This window comes from Mesorhizobium sp. Mes31 (genome assembly GCF_024519675.1).
Lineage (GTDB): Bacteria > Pseudomonadota > Alphaproteobacteria > Rhizobiales > Rhizobiaceae > Mesorhizobium.
In genome coordinates, this window is record NZ_JALJRL010000007.1 from 228,503 (window position 1) to 245,870 (window position 17,368).

The 17,368-nt window shown below is 64.2% G+C and carries 18 protein-coding genes; all 18 read right to left on the reverse strand.

All coding sequences use genetic code 11. From position 1 onward, the window contains the following. Positions 1–188: 188 nt before the first annotated feature. The 18 genes from fliQ to NR193_RS14760 all read right to left on the reverse strand — a co-directional run bounded on the left by fliQ (position 189) and on the right by NR193_RS14760 (position 17,357). The gene (gene fliQ / locus NR193_RS14675; RefSeq protein ID WP_023761707.1) at positions 189–455 is read right to left on the reverse strand and encodes a flagellar biosynthesis protein FliQ; all 267 of its coding nucleotides are present in this window, start codon (positions 453–455) and stop codon (positions 189–191) included. A 13-nt stretch (positions 456–468) separates the two neighbouring features. After that, positions 469–876 carry a flagellar hook assembly protein FlgD gene (gene flgD / locus NR193_RS14680; protein ID WP_256751518.1) on the reverse strand — a complete coding sequence of 136 codons (408 nt, stop codon included), beginning with the start codon at positions 874–876 and terminating at the stop codon, positions 469–471. Next, positions 876–1,316, reverse strand: a complete 441-nt coding sequence (flbT, locus tag NR193_RS14685; RefSeq protein WP_256751519.1) for a flagellar biosynthesis repressor FlbT — start codon at positions 1,314–1,316, stop codon at positions 876–878. The genes flgD and flbT overlap by 1 nt, the downstream gene beginning before the upstream one ends. Next, positions 1,313–1,660, reverse strand: a complete 348-nt coding sequence (gene flaF / locus NR193_RS14690; RefSeq protein ID WP_256751520.1) for a flagellar biosynthesis regulator FlaF — start codon at positions 1,658–1,660, stop codon at positions 1,313–1,315. Before flaF ends, flbT begins: the two co-directional genes overlap by 4 nt. 28 nt (positions 1,661–1,688) lie before the next feature. Next, complete coding sequence (locus NR193_RS14695) at positions 1,689–2,732, reverse strand: flagellar hook-associated family protein (RefSeq protein ID WP_256751521.1); 1,044 nt, start codon at positions 2,730–2,732, stop codon at positions 1,689–1,691. Between the two features lie 3 nt (positions 2,733–2,735). Beyond that, the gene (flgK, locus tag NR193_RS14700) at positions 2,736–4,190 is read right to left on the reverse strand and encodes a flagellar hook-associated protein FlgK (RefSeq protein ID WP_256751522.1); all 1,455 of its coding nucleotides are present in this window, start codon (positions 4,188–4,190) and stop codon (positions 2,736–2,738) included. A 27-nt stretch (positions 4,191–4,217) separates the two neighbouring features. Further along, positions 4,218–5,474 carry a flagellar hook protein FlgE gene (locus NR193_RS14705; protein WP_256751523.1) on the reverse strand — a complete coding sequence of 419 codons (1,257 nt, stop codon included), beginning with the start codon at positions 5,472–5,474 and terminating at the stop codon, positions 4,218–4,220. A 79-nt stretch (positions 5,475–5,553) separates the two neighbouring features. Beyond that, positions 5,554–6,222 carry a response regulator transcription factor gene (locus NR193_RS14710; RefSeq protein WP_256751524.1) on the reverse strand — a complete coding sequence of 223 codons (669 nt, stop codon included), beginning with the start codon at positions 6,220–6,222 and terminating at the stop codon, positions 5,554–5,556. Positions 6,223–6,444: 222 nt separating this feature from the next. Next, positions 6,445–7,032, reverse strand: a complete 588-nt coding sequence (locus NR193_RS14715; protein WP_256751525.1) for a transglycosylase SLT domain-containing protein — start codon at positions 7,030–7,032, stop codon at positions 6,445–6,447. Beyond that, positions 6,962–8,353: a flagellar hook-length control protein FliK gene (locus NR193_RS14720; RefSeq protein ID WP_256751526.1), complete on the reverse strand. Its 1,392-nt coding sequence runs from the start codon at positions 8,351–8,353 to the stop codon at positions 6,962–6,964. The genes NR193_RS14715 and NR193_RS14720 overlap by 71 nt, the downstream gene beginning before the upstream one ends. Then, positions 8,350–9,732 carry a chemotaxis protein MotC gene (locus tag NR193_RS14725; RefSeq protein ID WP_256751527.1) on the reverse strand — a complete coding sequence of 461 codons (1,383 nt, stop codon included), beginning with the start codon at positions 9,730–9,732 and terminating at the stop codon, positions 8,350–8,352. Before NR193_RS14725 ends, NR193_RS14720 begins: the two co-directional genes overlap by 4 nt. Further along, positions 9,729–11,138 carry a MotB family protein gene (locus tag NR193_RS14730; RefSeq protein WP_256751528.1) on the reverse strand — a complete coding sequence of 470 codons (1,410 nt, stop codon included), beginning with the start codon at positions 11,136–11,138 and terminating at the stop codon, positions 9,729–9,731. Before NR193_RS14730 ends, NR193_RS14725 begins: the two co-directional genes overlap by 4 nt. Then, positions 11,135–11,761 carry a hypothetical protein gene (locus tag NR193_RS14735; RefSeq protein WP_256751529.1) on the reverse strand — a complete coding sequence of 209 codons (627 nt, stop codon included), beginning with the start codon at positions 11,759–11,761 and terminating at the stop codon, positions 11,135–11,137. Before NR193_RS14735 ends, NR193_RS14730 begins: the two co-directional genes overlap by 4 nt. A 3-nt stretch (positions 11,762–11,764) precedes the next feature. Beyond that, a complete protein-coding gene (fliF, locus tag NR193_RS14740) occupies positions 11,765–13,411 on the reverse strand; it encodes a flagellar basal-body MS-ring/collar protein FliF (protein ID WP_256751530.1) in 1,647 nt (548 codons plus the stop codon). Between the two features lie 129 nt (positions 13,412–13,540). Then, positions 13,541–14,608 (reverse strand): flagellin, encoded by a 1,068-nt coding sequence (locus tag NR193_RS14745; protein ID WP_256751531.1) that lies wholly within the window; start codon positions 14,606–14,608, stop codon positions 13,541–13,543. Between the two features lie 284 nt (positions 14,609–14,892). Continuing rightward, positions 14,893–15,888, reverse strand: a complete 996-nt coding sequence (locus NR193_RS14750; RefSeq protein WP_256751532.1) for a flagellin — start codon at positions 15,886–15,888, stop codon at positions 14,893–14,895. Between the two features lie 246 nt (positions 15,889–16,134). Beyond that, entirely contained in the window at positions 16,135–16,866 is a 732-nt protein-coding gene (fliP, locus tag NR193_RS14755; RefSeq protein ID WP_256751533.1) for a flagellar type III secretion system pore protein FliP, read from the reverse strand. After that, positions 16,863–17,357 (reverse strand): flagellar basal body-associated FliL family protein, encoded by a 495-nt coding sequence (locus NR193_RS14760; RefSeq protein WP_256751534.1) that lies wholly within the window; start codon positions 17,355–17,357, stop codon positions 16,863–16,865. The genes fliP and NR193_RS14760 overlap by 4 nt, the downstream gene beginning before the upstream one ends. Positions 17,358–17,368 lie beyond the last annotated feature (11 nt).

A 17,368-nucleotide genomic window follows, 5' to 3' on the forward strand; every position in this document is an offset into this window, starting at 1 on the left:
ATCAGCGCGCGCCACCGACGGCGGCATGCAGCGTGCGCAAAGACATCGAGGCGCATACGGTGACATCAGGCCGGCGACCGCCTTGCCGGGTGGCACGGAAGCAATCTGGCCGAACCCGCTACCGGCAAGCGCGGCGGCCGCTTTCACGCAATTGTGGACAGAGAGCCGCCGCGCCTATCCTGAATTGCTCAGAACCCGTTCTGGATGCGCTCGAAGATGACGTTGGTGAAGGCCGATATCTGGCTGCCGATGAACGGTCCGGTCAACGCCACCACCAGCATGATGGCGACGATCTTCGGCACGAAGGTCAAGGTGATCTCCTGGACCTGCGTCAGCGCCTGGATCAGGGCGATGCCGATGCCGACGACCATGGCGACCAGCACCACCGGGGCGGACGCGGTGAGCACCGTCCACACCGCGTACTGGACGATGTCGAGAGCGTCGGCCTCGTTCATGCGGGAGGTTGGCCTAGCTTGCCGGCTTGATCGACACGCCTGCGCCGACGGGGACCTGGGTGCCATCCTGCAGCACTGCGATCAGTCCGCTGCTGGCGAGCGTCACCGAAGCCACTATTCCTGTGGTCTTGCCGTCGGCCGACGTGATCGAGCGGCCGATAATCGCGTCGGCCTGCGACAACGCCGACGACTGCATGATCTGGTCGAGCTTGGTGTTGGTCTGCACCGATTGCTCGACCTGCGAGAAGGTGGCGAGCTGGGCGACATACTGCGTCGAGTCCATCGGTTTGGTCGGATCCTGGTTCTTCATCTCGGCGATCAGAAGCTTCAGGAAGGACTGGTAGTCGACCGCGGTCTTGGAGGTCTGCTGGCTGGTCTGGTTGGCGCCAGTCGGTATCGTCGTCGTCATGTCCACGTTCATCAGTATCGTGCTCCCACAGCCAGCGGGCGCGCGCCCGGAACGTCGTCATTGCCGCCAAGCGCGCGGCGTTCGAGCGGATAGAGCGATCGGATCGCCTTCAGCGCCTCGTAGATGTGATCCTCGCTGACCATGCGGTCGATCTGCTTGAGCGCGGCACAGATCTGGGCGTCCTCGAAGCTTACCAGCAGGAGCGGCAGCGACCGTCTGAACATGTCGCGCGCCTCGGCCGCGCCGGCCGGATTGATCAGCATGACCTGCAGGATGAAATACAGCTGCTTGAGTGGCGTCGAGGCGTCTTCGGCCTGGATCACATGGCTCTCGAGCAGGAATTGCACGTCGTTCATCAGCTCGACGGTGACCTTGCGGTCGACGCGTATGACGGCACCGTTGATGTAGATCTTCTCGTTCGGCTTCAGCGATATCTTCAGCGTGTTGGTCATTGAATGCCGTCCCGGATGATCTGGGACACCTCGATCAGCCCTTCGAAATTGTTGGTGCGGCCCTGGCGAATCTCCTCAGCCTCGCGCAGCAGCCACAGGCCGATGGAGATGAGGTTGGCGCGCAGTTCCTTGGGCAGGGCGTTGTCGCTGGAGCCGAGATCCTCCACGAACGCGGTCCAGACACGGTTGGTGAAATGCAACGCCTCGATCGCCTCCATCGAGTCGTGGCCAACGGCCGCCGCCGCCGCCAGCATGTCGATCGAGCGGGTCAGGAGCTGCCGCTCACGGTCCTTCGCGTCGGCAACGGAGTTGCTCTGGATGTCGGCGTAGGAGAATTGGTACATCGTGGGGCTACCGTTCCGTTGTGAGGTATCAGGTCAGGTAATTCAGCAGGCTGAGCTGCTGCAGGCGTGCTGTCAGCGCGAAGGACGTCTCGATATGCTGGGTCAGATTGGCGACCCGGGTCGCGGCTTCGGCCGGGTCGACGGCTTCGAGATCGAGGATGTGCCGTTCGAACAGATCGACCTGCGTCTTCATGCGGTCGCTGGCGTCGGACACGCGTTTCTGGACGATGCCGGTCTCGGACTGAACCTGGCCGATGCCGCTCAGCGCTTCGCCGACCAGGGACTGGGAGCGGCCGACGATCGTGTCCTTGGCCGCCTGGCTGATGTTGCTGGTCATCAGGGTGGAGACCATGGCCGCCGCCATGGCGAGCTTGCGGATGCCGTCGCTGTTGGCGCTGGTCGAGGTCGCGGTGGTTTCGTTGAGCGCGATGCGGCTGACGATCTGCTGGTCGGTGGCATTCGACCAGTTGGTCTGCCAGCCAGAGCCGAGGAACTGCGGCGCGACGTCGTTGGTGATGTAGTCGTCCATCTGGGCAGCGGTGATGTTGGCAGCGGCCGGGTCACTGGGCGTGAAACCGAAATGGGAGACGAAGGAGGCGTCGAAGGCGGCCTTGGCGGTTGAGCCGGCTGCCGTGAAATCGTTGATCGGCTTGACGTCGGTGTTGGTGCCGGCGAACAGATATTCGCCGTTGACGCTGGTGTTGAGGATCGAGCCAAGCTGCTGGATGGTCGTGTTGGCCGTCGATTGGGTGAGGCTGTCGGAGGAATCGCCTGATGTCGCGGTGGTCAGGCTGGACAGGAAGGTCTGCGCCACGCTGGAGAGCTGGCCGAGCGAAGTTTGCGTCGACGAAAGCCGGGCGGCGACCAGCCCGTTGGAATCGATGATGACGTTGAGCCGGTCGAGATCGCGCGAGAAGGTAACGGACTGGGCCGTGCGCCCGCCCAGCGCCAGCCCGACATCGGCGACCTTGCCGGTCGAGGACTCTTTGGTGGCCTTGACGAGGTCGGCCTGCATGCGCATCTGCTGGTAGCGCATGGCGTTGGAGAGGGCGGCCGAGGAGACTGAAGTCATGGCTTATCCCACCGCGCTCAACAAGGCCGTCATCATGTCGTCGACGGTCTTCATCATCCGGGCCGATGCCTGATAGGTGTGCTCGAGGTCGAGCATCAGCGACATCTCCTGATCGACATTGACGCCGGTTGCGTTGGACAGCGCCTCGGCGCTGCGCGACGCCAGCGCTTCCTTGGCGTCGGCGGCGGTCGAAGCCTGCTGGCGCACGCCCTGAAGCCAGCCGATCGAATTGGCGGCGTAGTCGGAGACGCTGGACGTTACCGAAATCCCGGCGGCGGGATCGAAGGTCGTCGGCTGGTCGAGACGGTCGCCATAGGCAACCAGGAGGCTGGAATAGGAAGCGCCGCCGCTGGTGTTGGCGACATAGGCCGCGCCGTTGGCGCCACCGTCGCGCAACAGCGTCGGATTGCCGCCGGTGCCAGGATCCATCGCCGCGTTGATGCTGATCGAGGCGGCGAGGCCGTTGACCAGCGTGCCGGCGGCGGGAACGGCCGGCGCGCCGGACCAGGTGAACAGGCCGGCGGCATCAGGCATCGACGGTGCCGTCTCGGCAAAGGCGGAAATCAGGCCGCGCGCGGTTTCGTCGAGCTGGCTCTGCATGGTCGAGGCGACGCCGTCGCGCAATTGCAGCAGGCCGGCAAGCTTGCCGCTGGCGCTGGTGTTGCCGCCGGTTCCCGCCGAGATCGGCACGTTGTCGATATAGACGGCATTGCCGGCGGCTCCGGCGGTGTAGCCGGACGACGGCGCGAAGCTGACCGAGCGCGGGATGGTTTCGAACAGCGTCGTGCCGTCACCCGTGGTGATGACCATGTCGTTGTCGCCGCGCGTGAAGGTCGATACCGGAACATAGTCCGCGATCTTCTTCAAAAGCGCGTCGCGCTGGTCGAGCGCATCGGAAACATCGGTGCCGGAACGGGTTCCGGAAATGACCGCCGTGTTGGCATCCTGGAACTGGCTCAACAGCGAGTTGAGGTCGTCGACGGCCGTGGCGATCTGGCCGTCGGTCTGGGTGCGGAAATCCTGAATGGCCTTGGAGCCGTCATTCAGCGAACGCACGACCTGCTTGGCTGCGTCGATGACGCTGACGCCGAGATTCTGGTTGGACGGGGAGGTGGCATAGAGCTGCAGCGCCTGCTGCAGATTGCCGATCGCGGTCGACGGCGAGGATGCATTATCGACGCCATTGACCGAAACGTCGAGCTGATCCATGCCGCTGTAGAGCGCATTCTGGCCGCTATACGCCGACAGAGCGCTGAGGTTCTGACGGAACAGCAGGTCGTTGGTGGTCCGCTGTATGTCGACCGAACGCGCGCCCGGGGCCGTGCTGGTGACGACGGCAATGCGGCGCGTGTAATCCGGGTTGGAAGCGTCGGAGACGTTGCGCGAGACAACGCTTGTCTGCCGCGCGGTGTTCATAAGCGCCGATTGGGCGATACTCAATGCGGTGGATAGCGACATGCGGGTCTTTCACGGGCGACGCCCGTTTTATCTCTTCAGGTTGACAAGGACGTCCATCAGATCGGATCCGGTCTGGAAGACTTTCGAATTGGCGGTGTAGCTGCGCTGCGCCGCGATCATGTTGGTCAGTTCCTCGGCGATATCGACGTTGGAATTCTCGAGCGCGCCGGAGACGATGGATCCGAGCTTGCCCTCATTGGCAAAGCCGACACGGACCGCGCCGGATTCGGTGCCCTGCGCGTAGACGTTGCCGGGCAGCGCCATGAGCTGGTCCGGGCTCTGCACGTCGGCCAGCGGAATCTTGTAGAGTGGCTTGGTGGAGCCGTCCTTGTATTGTGCGTAGATGGTGCCGTCCTTGCTGATCTGGACCTTGTCGATGGTGCTCGGCGCGTTACCGTTGACCTCTGCGTCGGAAACCGTGAAGCCGGTGCCGAGCTGGGTCAGCTTGGAAAGGTCAAGCGAGAAGGCACTGCCGTTGGGCACCGTCAGGCCGACGCTGGTGACGGCGCCGGTGAGCTTGCCGGTGGTGGTGTCGAAGGTGAGGTTGGCCGTGCCCAGTGCTCCGCCTGTGTAGGGGAACGATGTTCCAGCCGTCGCTTTCGACTGGTCGAAGACCGACACTTCCCAGGTGCCGGCGCCGGTGTTGGTGAAATAGACGTCGAGCAGCACCTTGTTGCCGAGATTGTCGTAGGCGACCATCGAGGATTTCGACGTGTACTGCGCGCCCGCGGCGTTGGCGCTGGGCAGGCTGCCAGCCGCGACCGGCGTGGCACCCGCGGGCAGGTTTCCGTTGAATGTACCCTCCGTGCTCGGCGTTGCCGTCATTTCCTGATCGGAGATGACCACCGGGACCAGCCCCTCGAAGCCGTTCACCGTCGCTGCCGGCACGCCATTGGCGTAGCTGTAGCCCATCAGTTGGAAGCCGGCCGCGTTGACCAGCCTGCCCTGCGCATCGGGAACGAAGGCGCCGGCACGGGTCAGGAATGGGGTTCCGCTCGGATCCTGGACGACAAAGAAACCATCGCCACTGACGGCAAGATCGGAGACCGAGGTGGTATATTGAAGCACGCCCTGGGAGCTGACCGCCGATCGGATCGTCGTGGTGACACCGCCGGAATTGTAGGCGCCGCCCGTGTTCGGCATGACCAGCGTCGAAAATTCGGCGGAGGATCGCTTGTAGCCGGTGGTGTCGGAATTGGCGATGTTGTCGGCCACGGTGGACAGCCGATTTGCCTGCGCATTCATGCCGGAAACGCCGGTCCGCATCATTCCGTAGAGGCTCATCGAAACGTCTCCGCTATGTCCATGCCACTGGCTGGGAGGCTACGCGTCCTGTCTTGCGCGAGGCTGGCGCGGTGCGGCATCAGAAGACCAGCCGGTAGCCGAGGAAGCGCTTGGAATCGATCGGGTCGGAACCCAGCTTCTCGCGCAGCTTCTTGCGCAACTTGCTGATGTGGCTTTCCACCACGTTCTCCTCGACCTCTTCATCGAAGATGCCGTAGATGGCGTTGAAGACCTGGGTCTTGGTGACGCGACGCCCGCGATTGCTTGCCAGATATTCGAGGATGCGGCGTTCGCGACGCGGCAAGGGCAGCGGCTGACCGTCGATCTCGGGGTCACGTCCATCCATGAAGATGCGCATGGCGCCGATCTCGGTGTAGGCGACGTCTTCGTGGGCACGACGGCGGATGGCGGTGATGCGGGCCAGGATCTCGCGGATGTGAACGGGCTTGCGAATGACATCGTCGACGCCGCTCTCGAACAACCGCAGCGTGTTCTCCAGGGAATGCTGCTCGCTGAGCGCAATGACCGGTGCGCCGGTGCGGTCGCGGATCTGCCGTGGCGAGATGACGCCCTCGCGGCAGTCGCCGATGAGGAAGGCCCTGACCGAGCGTAGATCGGTGTCGGCCGCCGAGTTTACCCACTCGCCGAACTCGCCGGGCGCGAAGCCTGCACAGGCGACGCCCTCGCGGTCAAAAAGTGAGTTGTATCCCTCTGTTACGAGCTCGCGCTCGTCAACGATTACAATCATCGGCCCCGCCTCCGAATCAAACTATTTGCCCCGTGAGGAGAGGCGTAGCCGTTGGCGAGAATCCTGAACAACCGTCATTTCTTGTAACTAGTTTCTTGGGAGTCTGGAATCGTGGCGGTTGTATTAGCGTGCAACCAGATATGCTTGCGGTGGCAAGTCTTGGCCAAGTCGAAGCGGCAAACCAAGGACTGTGCGATTGGTGTCCTGGAAGCGGAAATACGCCTATGGGTTGCAGAAGGTGCGGGCGTTGGCGGTCCATTTTCCAAACCCGGTGGCGACCATGTTGGCGATGACGCGGCAGACATAGACCTTCTGCGCCGGATCGTTGTCGGGACCGGCGTGGTAGCGGGCGACGGCCATCGACCATGTCTCGTGACGGGCATGGAGACTGGCCAGGAAGCGCGCCGCATAGTCGACGTTCTGGCGCGGGTCGAGCATGTCTTCGACGCTGCGAAAATGCGACGCGTGGTAGTGATGGTTGATCTGCATGCAGCCCAGATCGATCAGCGTCTTGCCCTCGCGCTGGGCATTGGCGAAGGTGGCAAGGGCTTCAGCGCGGCTTCTCGGAAAGACCGCTTTTCCTTCTATATTCAATGCGTTGGGTTGAAGGCTGCCTTTCTTCCCGGTTTCGGTCAGGCCGACGGCATAGAGGATGCCGGCGGGCACGCCATAGCGATCGGCGGCGCGCAGGATCTCCGGCTCGCAAGGGTTGGTGGCGGCAGCGGCGGCGCTTGCGACGCTAGATAAACATATCGCCGCCAGCGCGCTCGCGAGAAGGCGAAGCGCCGCGGCCATAGTCCTGCGCGTCATCGTTGCGTTTCCCCGCTGATTGCTGACCTGGTTGCTGGCCGCCGGCCCCGCCGTTGCCGCCGCCTGGATTTCCGGGTTGAAAGGATGACGGGTCTCGGCCTGGCGCCGCGGTCAGGGAAGCGGTGGCATCAGTGCGGGTTGCAGCCGGGACCGCTACCGAAGGTTGCAGGATGGTGACCTTATCAACCTCAAAGCCGAGTCCGCGCAGTGACTTGACGATCGCCTCGCTGTCGGTGGAAAGCCGGTGATAGGCGTCGTGTGTTTCGGGCTTCAATTCAATCGAGAGTTGTTCTCCGGAGAGGCGAAGGCTGGCTGTAACCATGCCGAGCTCGGCGGGGTGAAGTTCGATCTTCAACACATGTGTCGGAACCGCAACAGAGCTGGCCAACTGTGAGGTCGCGGACGACGCCGAGAACGCCTGTTGCGCGCCGCCATCGGCGGTTATGGCGCCGATCACATTGATGGCTGCCTGGCTCATCGTGGTCTGCGGCGGCGCCGGGAAGCTCTGCTCGGAAACCACATCGATGCGGCCAGCCGGCGAGGGCTGCTTTCCGGGGTCGGACCGCATCGAGGACTGGACGTCCGCAATGGTCTTCATCGCCGGCGCGGTCTGTTTCGGCTGCACGCCCGGCACATCGGCCGCTGGCGCGTCCGGCAGAGGACGGGCGGCGATCGCGGTGTCGCGCTTCGGCGCCCCGGAGGCCAAGCCGGCGACGGGTGCATCCTGGACGTCGAGCTCGGTCAAAGGCCCGTCGACGACCGACGCCCGCTCGGATTTCGACATGGTTTCGAGGTCGTCGCGCCCGGCAGCTGAATGCGACCGAGGAGCCTTTGGCAATTGCCCGGCGAGCGCCGGGTCCTGGCCGGTTTCGCTTGCGTCGGCTGCCTTGGCCGATGTCGAGAAATGGCGCAGGTCGTGAAACGCCATCAGCAGCGGCAGATGGTCCTGGAGCGGTGTCGTTGCGGTGTCGTCCGCCGTCGCTTCGGCGTCGGTGGCGTCGTCCGTGCCGGACCCGGTGTCCGCTGCATCCTTGGCGGCCTTTGTGACCAACACTTTGGCCGACACGATCTTTCCGGGATCGGCCGATGTCGGCTCGGCCTTGTCGCCATGTGCGGCAAGGCCGGCGGCGAGCTTGCCCCAGCGCTGCTCGCGCGACCCCGCCTCCGTCGTCGGCCGCCGTTCCGGGCGGGCAGGACCTGTGTCGCCGCCCAGCATCTTGCCGAAGCCGGCGTCGTCCGTCTTGCCGTTCGCTGCCGGTTGTTCCGGCGTCGCGCGCACAGGGGCAAATCCTGGCAAGGCCGAACCGAGGCTGGTGGTCATTTTGGGGCGGCTCCAAGCATCTGGTCGATCAGGTCGAGCTGTCGACGTGTTCTGGCCATGGCGGCGTCGGTCGGATCGGCGGGTTCGGGAGCGGCCGCCGGCGATGGCGCCGATGCCGGCGTGACAGTGGCCGCTTCGGCCGGCGCGGCCGCGACAGCCGGAGTGTCCGGCGCATGGGTGGCTGGTCCGCTCGAGACCGCGGCGACCGCGGGTTGCTCCGAGATCGCGCCTTCGACCGGTGGCAGCCCGCTCGCATCGGCGCCTTGCGCCGCGGCGGTCTGGGGAGCCGGAGGTTGCCCGGCCGCGGCAGGTGCGGGGGTTTCCTCGGGATGGGCGGCGGGCGGCGCGACGACTTCGCCGGCAATGGCCTGGGCGGCGTCGAGCAGGGCGCGGTCGCCTTCCGACAACCGGCTGCGGTCGATCTTGCCCAGCCTGGCACGCACGTCCTCGATGGTGCCGGAGGTGACGGTGGACAGGCTGGCGTAGAGCAGGGCGCGTGGGTCGTCCTGGTTGGTGATGCCGTCGCGTCCTTGCTCGGCCCGCGCCGAGGCGAAGGCCGACAGGTCATTCAGGCCGTCGATCGCGGCACGGCGGGCGATGCGCAGGTAGATCACCTTCTCGCGCTCCGGATCCATCATCGAGGTGATGTCGGCCAGCTTGTCCTGGCTGATCGACATATGCAGCGTGATGACGCCGGTGACGAAGGAGTCGGCGAACTGGCTGGCATAGGGCGAATAGAGGTAGCGCTCGACATACTGGGTGGAGGCAAGCGCGAAGTGTGCCGCGTCACCTTGCGTGGCGGCAATGCCAATCGAACGGCGAAGTGCTGCTTCCTCGACCAGCGTGCCGGGGCTGAGCAATTTTGCTTCGTCGAGCAGCTTGAGCGCCGCCACCGGCTGGTCGCCGGCGAGCAGCGAGCCCTTGACCAGGGCAAGGAAGGCGCCGAGATCAGGCGGCAGCGCCATCGGATCGATCGGCTTCAAGGCTTCGATAGCCTCACCGGGCCGGCCGTTGAGGTAATCTATCACGCCTTTGGCAATGGCAAGGTCCCGCGGGTCGCTCGTGGCGCGCGATGTGGCTGCCTCGACGGTCACCGGGTTGCCGCCGCTCATGCCGTAGACAAGCAGGGCGCGAAAATTCTTGGGATCCTTGAAATCCTCGGCATTCGCCGCGCGCAGGCGCGCATCCGTCATCTCAAGCAACTTGGCCTGCATCGGCAGTGCGGCATGATCGCCGGCAGCGATACGGTCCTGGATGAGTTGCAACGAGCGCACCAGCTGATACGGCTGCAGCGTGTCCTGGGCGAAGCCCGCCGACGGATATCCGCCGGCCAGCAGCAGCAAGCCAATAGATCGGCTGATGACGGTCGCCCGTCTCATCCGCCGGTCGCCATCAGGATTTCGATGCGGCGGTTCACGGCCGCCATAGGATCGGCGGGATCCTTCGGCTGTCGGTCGGCGAAGCCGGCGACCTCGGTTATGCGACGTTCGTCGACGCCGCCGCGCACGAGCATGTAGTAGGCTGAATGCGCGCGCGCCGTCGACAATCGCCAATTGTCGTAGCTGTCGCTGCGGAACGGCCGTGCGTCGGTGTGGCCATTGATGCTGATGGTGCCTTTCTGGCCGTTGACGATGCGACCGATCTTCTCCATCGCCAGCACCAGTTCGCGGCTCGGCAGCGCCGAGCCCACCTCGAACATGCCGAAGTCGAGCTGGTCGGTGATCGAGATGACGACGCCCTTGTCGGTGGCTTCGACCGAGACGCCGTCATGCAGCTTGTCGCCGGGCTTGAATGCAGCGGCCAACTGTTGCTTGACGTCAGCCGCGGCCTTGAGGGCGGCGGCGGTCGGCGCTTTTTCCGCAGCGTCTGGCTTGGCGGCTTCTTGCGCCGCGGCGGCGTCCGCCTTGGCCGCATCCGTGGCCTTGGTGCCGTCGGGCTTGGTGTCTCCGGGCTTGGCATCGCTGGCCTTGGCATCGTTGGCCTTGATGTCGCCGGCCTTGGTTTCGCCGGCCTTGGCCATCGTCGTGGCGGCGGCGTCCTTGCCATCCTTTGCCAGAGGCTCGAGCGGTGCGTTTGTGACGGGCGGGGCTGGCGGCACGGCCTTGACCTTGGCGACCTGCGTCTCGGCGGCCTTGTCGCCGGGCTTGAGCGGGTCGCCCTCGATCCTGGCGCGCTGGGCGCTTGCCTCGGCGCCGGGCGCGGCGACCTGTTGCGACCAGAAATCCGGCTCGAAAGGATCGCGATAGGAGGCGCCACCGGAGGCGCCCGTCGCCGGGCCGGCAGTCTGCGCGCCGCCATCGCCCTTCTGGCTGACATTCTGCATGACACCGGTGTCGGTAGCGATTTCCGAAAGCACCGCATAGGGGTCGGCGAAGAGATGCTCGTCGGAACGTTCCGACTGCTGCTGCTCCTGCTTGTCCTGCTTGCGTTCGGACGAGCCGGCGCCGCCGCTGCCCTCCTGCCCGGTCTTGGCTGTCGCCTGTTGCGGGTTGTTGGCCGTCGAGCCGATCGCGTTCGGACCGTCGCCGAGATCCTCCAGGCCCTTGCGGCTCGAATTGCGGTCGACCAGCTTCACCGGGTTGAAGTAGCTGGCGACGGCTGCCTTGGTCTGCTCGTTGGCGGCGTTGATCAGCCACATGACAAGGAAGAAGCACATCATGGCCGTCATGAAGTCGGCGAAGGCGATCTTCCAGACGCCGCCATGGTGGGCTTCGTCGTGGTCGTCATGACCACGACGCACGATGATGATTTCCTGGTGGGCGTGTCCGGCATCGGCGACGCTCATGCCAGAACCTCGGAAAGCGTCGTCGACCATTCAGCCATGCGCGTCTCGAACACCGCCTCGTCGATCGCGACCGTGAGGTCGAAGCCTGGTGTCTCGACGAAGTCGAGATTGGCGGCGCGGGGGCCGAGCGATGCCTTCAGTGTCTCGAACAGCGAGAGCGGCCCGCGCACCGCGATGCGCACCGCTTCGGCATCGCCGACCGCTTCGCGGATCGCACCGGCAAGTGCCTCGAGCGAGCGTTTCTGCAGGTCGTCACTGACGATGCCGCCGATGATGCGGGCGACCGTGGCGGCGACGAGCCCGGTCACGCGTGCCTCCATGGCGTCGATGCGCGACGAGACCGCTTTGCCGACATCGTCGCCGAGGCTTTCGAGAAACAGCCTTGCTTCCTCGGCATTGGCCTGGCGTTCGGCTTCGAGCGCCGCTGCGTGAGCAATCGACAGGCGCGCCTCGAGCGCGGCTTCGGCCTGGGCGACCGCCTCCGCGATCAGCGTGCCGATATCGGCCCGGGGTGCCGGTGCCTCGGGCTTGTGTTCGGGATCGACCGCGGCCCGCGGCTGGTCGGCACGTGGCGTGCGCGTGCCGAAATCGGGCAGAAGATCGAAAAGTGCAGCGGAAGGCATGGTTTACACCGCGACTTCCTGGGCAGCCCATTTGCGCAGGATTTGCGCGGTGCGCTCCTCGTTGAGGTCGACCATTCGGGCAAGCCGATCCTGTGGCGCGGGCCTGATCCTCTGGCGAAGATCGTCGAGCGGAGCGGGACTTGGGCGTGAGCTGGGCAAGGCGCCAACGGCAGCGCTTTCTGCGTTCGCGGTGGCTTCCGGCGTGGGCAGCGAGCGCTGGACCTCATCGAAGTTGGGGCCGGCTATTGCCGGGGTGGCCTTTGCCGTCAGCGCGGCCGCCATCGGCCTCAGGCCGAAGAAGGCGACCATGAACACCACGACAATGAAGGCGCCGGCGTTGATCAGGGTGCCGGCGTGCTGGCCGATGGAATCGAGCATTCCAGCTTGCGGGATCGCTTCGCCATCCAGCCCGTCGATGAATTCGACCGCCGAGACGTCGATGACGTCGCCGCGCTTGTCGTCAAAGCCGGTGGCGGAGGTCACCATCTTCTGGATGTCGGCGACGCGCTTGGCAATCTGCTCGGGCGTGGCGTCCTTGCCGAGAATGGTCATCAGCCGCTGCTGGTTGACGACGACCGCAATCGACATCTTGGTGACGGTGTAGCCGTTGGAGACGGTGGCGATCTTCTTCGAATTGATCTCGTAATTGGTGATCTCTTCCTTGCGGTCGTTCTGCGAGGAGGATTGCGGACCCTCGTTGGCGGTCGCCTGGGTCTCGGGCAGGTTCTGCTCGACGCTGGCCGGGGTGGAGGCCTGCTTCTGGTTGTTGTTTTCGTTGGCGCGCACCGACTGCACCGAGCGTTCGACGCGGGAATTCGGATCGAAAATGGTTTCTTCGGTCTGGCGGGTGTCGGTGTTGACCTCGGCCTTGACGCTGGCGCGGAAATTGTCGGGACCGAGATAGGCTGTCAGCGCCCGGCGGATGTTGTCGCCGATCTGCGCCTCCACCGTCTGCTCGACGCCGAGCGTGCGGGCGGCGCTGGTGTTGGAAGGATCGTCGCCGGCGGCCAGCAGGTTGCCATTGGAATCGAGCACCGTCACCTTGTCGGCCGACAGGCCGGGGACGGCGGCGGCGACGAGATGGCGGATCGACATGGCGCTCTTCTCGGCGTCAATGCCGGAGTAGCGGATGACCACCGATGCGGAAGGCTGCTGCTCGTCGCGGCGGAAATTGGCGCGTTCGGACATGACGATATGGACCCGTGCCGCCTTGATGCCTGCGATCGACTGGATGGTGCGGGCTATCTCCCCTTCCAGCGCGCGCACGCGGGTGATCTGCTGCATGAAGGAGGTGAGGCCGAGCGAGCCGACATTGTCGAACAGTTCGTAGCCGGCATTGGCGCTGGTCGGCAGGCCCTTTTCGGCAAGCAGCATGCGCGCCTGCGCGGTGGTGCCGGCCGGCACCAGCACGGAGGTTCCGTCGGCGCCGACATCGAAGCCGATGCCAGCCTCGCCCAGCACCAGGCCGATCTGGTTCACGTCGGCACGATCGAGCCCGACATAGAGCGTGTCGTAGGCCGGGCGGTTGAGATAGACCGAGGCGACGCCGATGACGCCCATCACCAGAACGGCGATACCCGCCAGCATAGCGAGGCGCTTCACGCCAAACCCGCGGAGATTCGAGATGATGCTCTGGATCTGTTCCGGCACGATTCAGCGACTCCCAGCATGACTGTCCGCCGGAACACTAGCCCTCGAAGCTTGTGCGAAAATGAAATCGGGCCGCGCTTGTGGCGCGGCCCGTCAATCGGAAGCGGGAGTATCCCAGCCAGGGAGGAACTAGCCGTTCTTGAACAGCGACAGGATCGACTGCGAGGAGCTGTTGGCGATCGACAGCGACTGGATGCCGAGCTGCTGCTGAACCTGCAGCGCCTGGAGGCGGGTCGATTCCTTGTTCATGTCGGCATCGACGAGCTGGCCGACGCCGCGGTCGATGGAGTCCATCAGGCTCTGCGTGAAGGTCTTCTGCAGGTCGATGCTGCTCTTGGCCGAACCGAGGATGGTGGCCTGGTCGGTCAACTGGCTCATGACCTTGTCGATCTTGCCGATCATCTGGGTGATGATGTCGTCGGTCACGCCTGATGCCGTGATGTCGAGATTGTAGGCGGAGACGTTGTCGATCTTGGTAACCGCCCCCGCCGCGGTCTGGCCAGCGGTGTTGGCGGCGATGTCGGTGGCGCCGCCGGCGAGCGCGGCCGCATAGGCGGTGTCATACAGGTTCTGGGCTGCCGCCGTCGAATAGACGGAAGTCTGGCGATCGAGAGTGCCTTGGTTCTTGACGTCGGTGGCAAGGCCGGAATCGAACAGCTTGGTGCTCTCGACATTGATGTCGATCGTTCCGAGCGAGATGGCGCCCGACGAAGAGCGATTGAACGAGGAGACGATCTTGGCGTCCGGCTGGACGCCATCATTGGCCGCCGCGACCTGCTTGGAGGTCACCGACAGGAAGTTCGAGCCTGAGAAGGTCGCGGCATCGGCGAAGGACTTCATCTGCGCCTGCAGTGCCGTGATTTCGGTCTGCGTCTTTGCCTTGGCGGCATCCGTCTGGCCGACGGTCGAAAGCAGCTTGGTTTTGATCTGGCCGATCGTCGTCAGCACATTGTTCATGCCGGTGTAGGCGGTGTCGACTTTCGAGGCGCCGAGGCCGAGCGCGTCCTGCACGGTCGAGAGCGCCTGGTTGTCGGAGCGCATCGTGGTGGCGATCGACCAATAGGCGGCGTTGTCGGAGGCTTCGGAGACCCGGTAGCCCGTGGAAATCCGAGCCTGCGTCTGTTCGAGCGATTTGTTGGTGGCGTTGAGGCTTTGAAGTGCTGTCAACGCCGCAGCGTTTGTCATGATGCTCGCCAAGAAACTCGCTCCTTTTCTAAGGCTGGCCCCTCGAAGAACCAGCGTTGCCCTCGCAGGCCGGATCGGCCTGTGCATCGGTTGTCATCGTGCCCGATACGGCCGATTCGCCAACCGTTGTAAGCTATTGGTTAACCATGACTAGCGCGTTATGGTTAACGGCCTGTTAAAGGCCTGCTTTCGAGAGTTAAGGAACGAGGATTGCGTAAGCCTTGAACAAACGCAAATCGGACCGCGCTTTTGGCGCGGCCCGATGTTTGGTGCGAACTTCGGTTGAGCGAAGTCGATTAGCGGAAGAGCGACAGGATCGACTGCGAGGAACCGTTGGCGATCGACAGCGCCTGGACGCCGAGCTGCTGCTGAACCTGCAGGGCCTGGAGGCGGGTCGATTCCTTGTTCATGTCGGCATCGACGAGCTGGCCGACACCGCGGTCGATGGAGTCCATCAGGCTCTGCGTGAAGGTCTTCTGCAGGTCGATGGAGCTCTTGGCGGCGCCAAGCGTGGTGGCGGCGTTCGTCATGTCCTTCAGCGCGGCGTCGACGACCTTCATCTGGTCGGCGATCTGCGAGTCGCTGAAGCCCTTGCCGGTGGTCGAGTCGTAGACCTTCAGCGTGGCGACCGAATAGGTGTCGCCGGCCGCTGAAGCGGCGCCCGCCGTCGGGGCCTGCGTCGTGGTGGTGATCGCACCGGTGGTGCCGAGGCGATTGGCGTCGAGGATGCCCTTCGCCGTGCCTGCGGTGGTGCCGGCTTCATAAAGCTTCGTGCTTTCCACGTTGACGTCGATCGTGCTGATCGAAGAGCTGCCGGAAGCGTCGCGATTGAAGGCCGAAACGATCTTGACGTCGGCTGCAGCCGTAGCCGTGCCGCTGTCGACGGACAGCATGTTGGTGCCGGAGAAGGTGGCGCCATCGGCGTAGGCCTTCAACTGCTTCTGAAGGGCGGCAATTTCGGTCTGCGTCTTTTCTTTGTCGGCATCCGTCTGGCCGTAGGAAGCGACCAGCTTGGTCTTGATCTGGTTGATGGTGTCGATCGCGCTGTTCATGCCGGTGTAGGCGGTGTCGACTTTCGACGCGCCGAGGCCGAGTGCGTCCGAAACGGTGGACATGGCCTGGTTGTCGGAGCGCATCGTGGTGGCGATCGACCAGTAGGCGGCGTTGTCCGAAGCCTGGGAAACGCGATAACCCGTCGAGATGCGGGCCTGGGTGGTGTCGAGGTTCTTCTGGGTGGCGCTCAAGCTCTGCAGAGCGGTCAACGCCGAAGCGTTGGTCATGATACTGGCCATGGCTACTCGTACCTTGTTTTTACACGGTGTTTTTTTGCATACCGGCTTTCCCGGTATGACGGAGCGGCATCATGCCAATGATCGTTGCGATAGATCACCCGCCATCTGCGAGTGACTATGGCGGCAAGTCCCTACCAAAGGGCTAAACCGGACGGTTAACCGAAAATAATCTTGGAAAATTCGGCGATGCCTCGGCCGCCGCCAGCCCTTCCGGGAGGACAGTGTCAAGGTGGCGGGCAGGGGCGATCAGTTGAAGGAGCGCACCAGGCTGCCGACAAGTAGATTCCAGCCGTCGATGAGGACGAAGAACAGGATTTTGAACGGCAGCGACACCACTGTCGGCGGCAGCATCATCATGCCCATCGCCATGGTGATGGTGGCGACGATCAGGTCGATGACCAGGAATGGCAGCACGATCAGGAAGCCGATCTCGAAGCCGCGGCGGATTTCCGAGATCATGAAGGCCGGCACCAGGATGCGCAGGTCGACGGTCTCTTTTGCAACGACTTGGCCACGTTCGCGGGCGAGGTCGGCGAACAGGTCGAAATCCTTGTCGCGCACATTGCGCAACATGAAGGTGCGGAACGGATCGGAGATCTTCTCGAAGGCCTCGGTCTGGCTGATCTGGTTGTCCATCAGCGGCTTGACGCCAGTATTCCAGGCCTGATCGAAAGTCGGTGCCATGACATAGAAGGTCATGAACAGCGACAGCGAAATGAGGATGAGGTTTGCCGGCGTCGATTGCAGGCCGATGCCGGCGCGCAGGATCGAAAAGGCGATCACGAAGCGGGTGAAGCTCGTCACCATGATCAGCAGGCCCGGCGCCACCGACAGCACTGTCAGCAGGCCGAACATCTGGATGATATAGCCGACGGTGGTACCGTCGGCCTTGCCGATGCCGCCGAGGTCGAGTTGCTGGGCCGCCGCGACGGAGGTGGCGGCGGCGATCAGCGCCGCGGCGAGAAGGAACTTCTTCATTCGACCAGCAATGTCCTGATGAGAATCTGCTTGGCGTGCCCCTGGCTGCGGATCGATGCGCGCTCCTCGAGATCAGCCTTCAGGTGCTGGTAGCCGCTGGCGCCCTCCATCTGATGCATCTTCAAGGTGCGCACCAGGGCGAGCAGGTCCTGATGGATGTCCTCCGACATTGCCGGCGGCTGCGGCCCGTCATAGACCACCGATAGTTCCATTCTGATCCAGGTGTCCGCCGGCGAGGCGATGTTGGTGGTGATCGGCGCCAGCGCGACGAGCGTCGGCCCCGCGCCCAGCGACTCGGCCGCGGCGGGCTCCATGACTTTGCCTTCATTCTCGGGCGCGACCGGCACGGGCACCGGTCCCCCGACACCCTTGAGGTAGCCGCCGGACAGCCAGCCCATGCCGATGGCGGCGACCGTCACAAACAGCAGCATGGCGGCCTGGATGGCAAGGGAGGGACCCTTGCGCGGCTGTACCTGTTCGACATTCGCCACGGTGCCGTGTT

Coding starts and splice junctions, on each gene's coding strand:
- fliQ (WP_023761707.1), bottom strand. CDS start 455: ATGAACGAGGCCGACGCTCTCGACATCGTCCAGTACGCGGTGTGGACG.
- flgD (WP_256751518.1), bottom strand. CDS start 876: ATGAACGTGGACATGACGACGACGATACCGACTGGCGCCAACCAGACC.
- flbT (WP_256751519.1), bottom strand. CDS start 1,316: ATGACCAACACGCTGAAGATATCGCTGAAGCCGAACGAGAAGATCTAC.
- flaF (WP_256751520.1), bottom strand. CDS start 1,660: ATGTACCAATTCTCCTACGCCGACATCCAGAGCAACTCCGTTGCCGAC.
- NR193_RS14695 (WP_256751521.1), bottom strand. CDS start 2,732: ATGACTTCAGTCTCCTCGGCCGCCCTCTCCAACGCCATGCGCTACCAG.
- flgK (WP_256751522.1), bottom strand. CDS start 4,190: ATGTCGCTATCCACCGCATTGAGTATCGCCCAATCGGCGCTTATGAAC.
- NR193_RS14705 (WP_256751523.1), bottom strand. CDS start 5,474: ATGAGCCTCTACGGAATGATGCGGACCGGCGTTTCCGGCATGAATGCG.
- NR193_RS14710 (WP_256751524.1), bottom strand. CDS start 6,222: ATGATTGTAATCGTTGACGAGCGCGAGCTCGTAACAGAGGGATACAAC.
- NR193_RS14715 (WP_256751525.1), bottom strand. CDS start 7,032: ATGACGCGCAGGACTATGGCCGCGGCGCTTCGCCTTCTCGCGAGCGCG.
- NR193_RS14720 (WP_256751526.1), bottom strand. CDS start 8,353: ATGACCACCAGCCTCGGTTCGGCCTTGCCAGGATTTGCCCCTGTGCGC.
- NR193_RS14725 (WP_256751527.1), bottom strand. CDS start 9,732: ATGAGACGGGCGACCGTCATCAGCCGATCTATTGGCTTGCTGCTGCTG.
- NR193_RS14730 (WP_256751528.1), bottom strand. CDS start 11,138: ATGAGCGTCGCCGATGCCGGACACGCCCACCAGGAAATCATCATCGTG.
- NR193_RS14735 (WP_256751529.1), bottom strand. CDS start 11,761: ATGCCTTCCGCTGCACTTTTCGATCTTCTGCCCGATTTCGGCACGCGC.
- NR193_RS14750 (WP_256751532.1), bottom strand. CDS start 15,888: ATGGCCAGTATCATGACCAACGCTTCGGCGTTGACCGCTCTGCAGAGC.
- fliP (WP_256751533.1), bottom strand. CDS start 16,866: ATGAAGAAGTTCCTTCTCGCCGCGGCGCTGATCGCCGCCGCCACCTCC.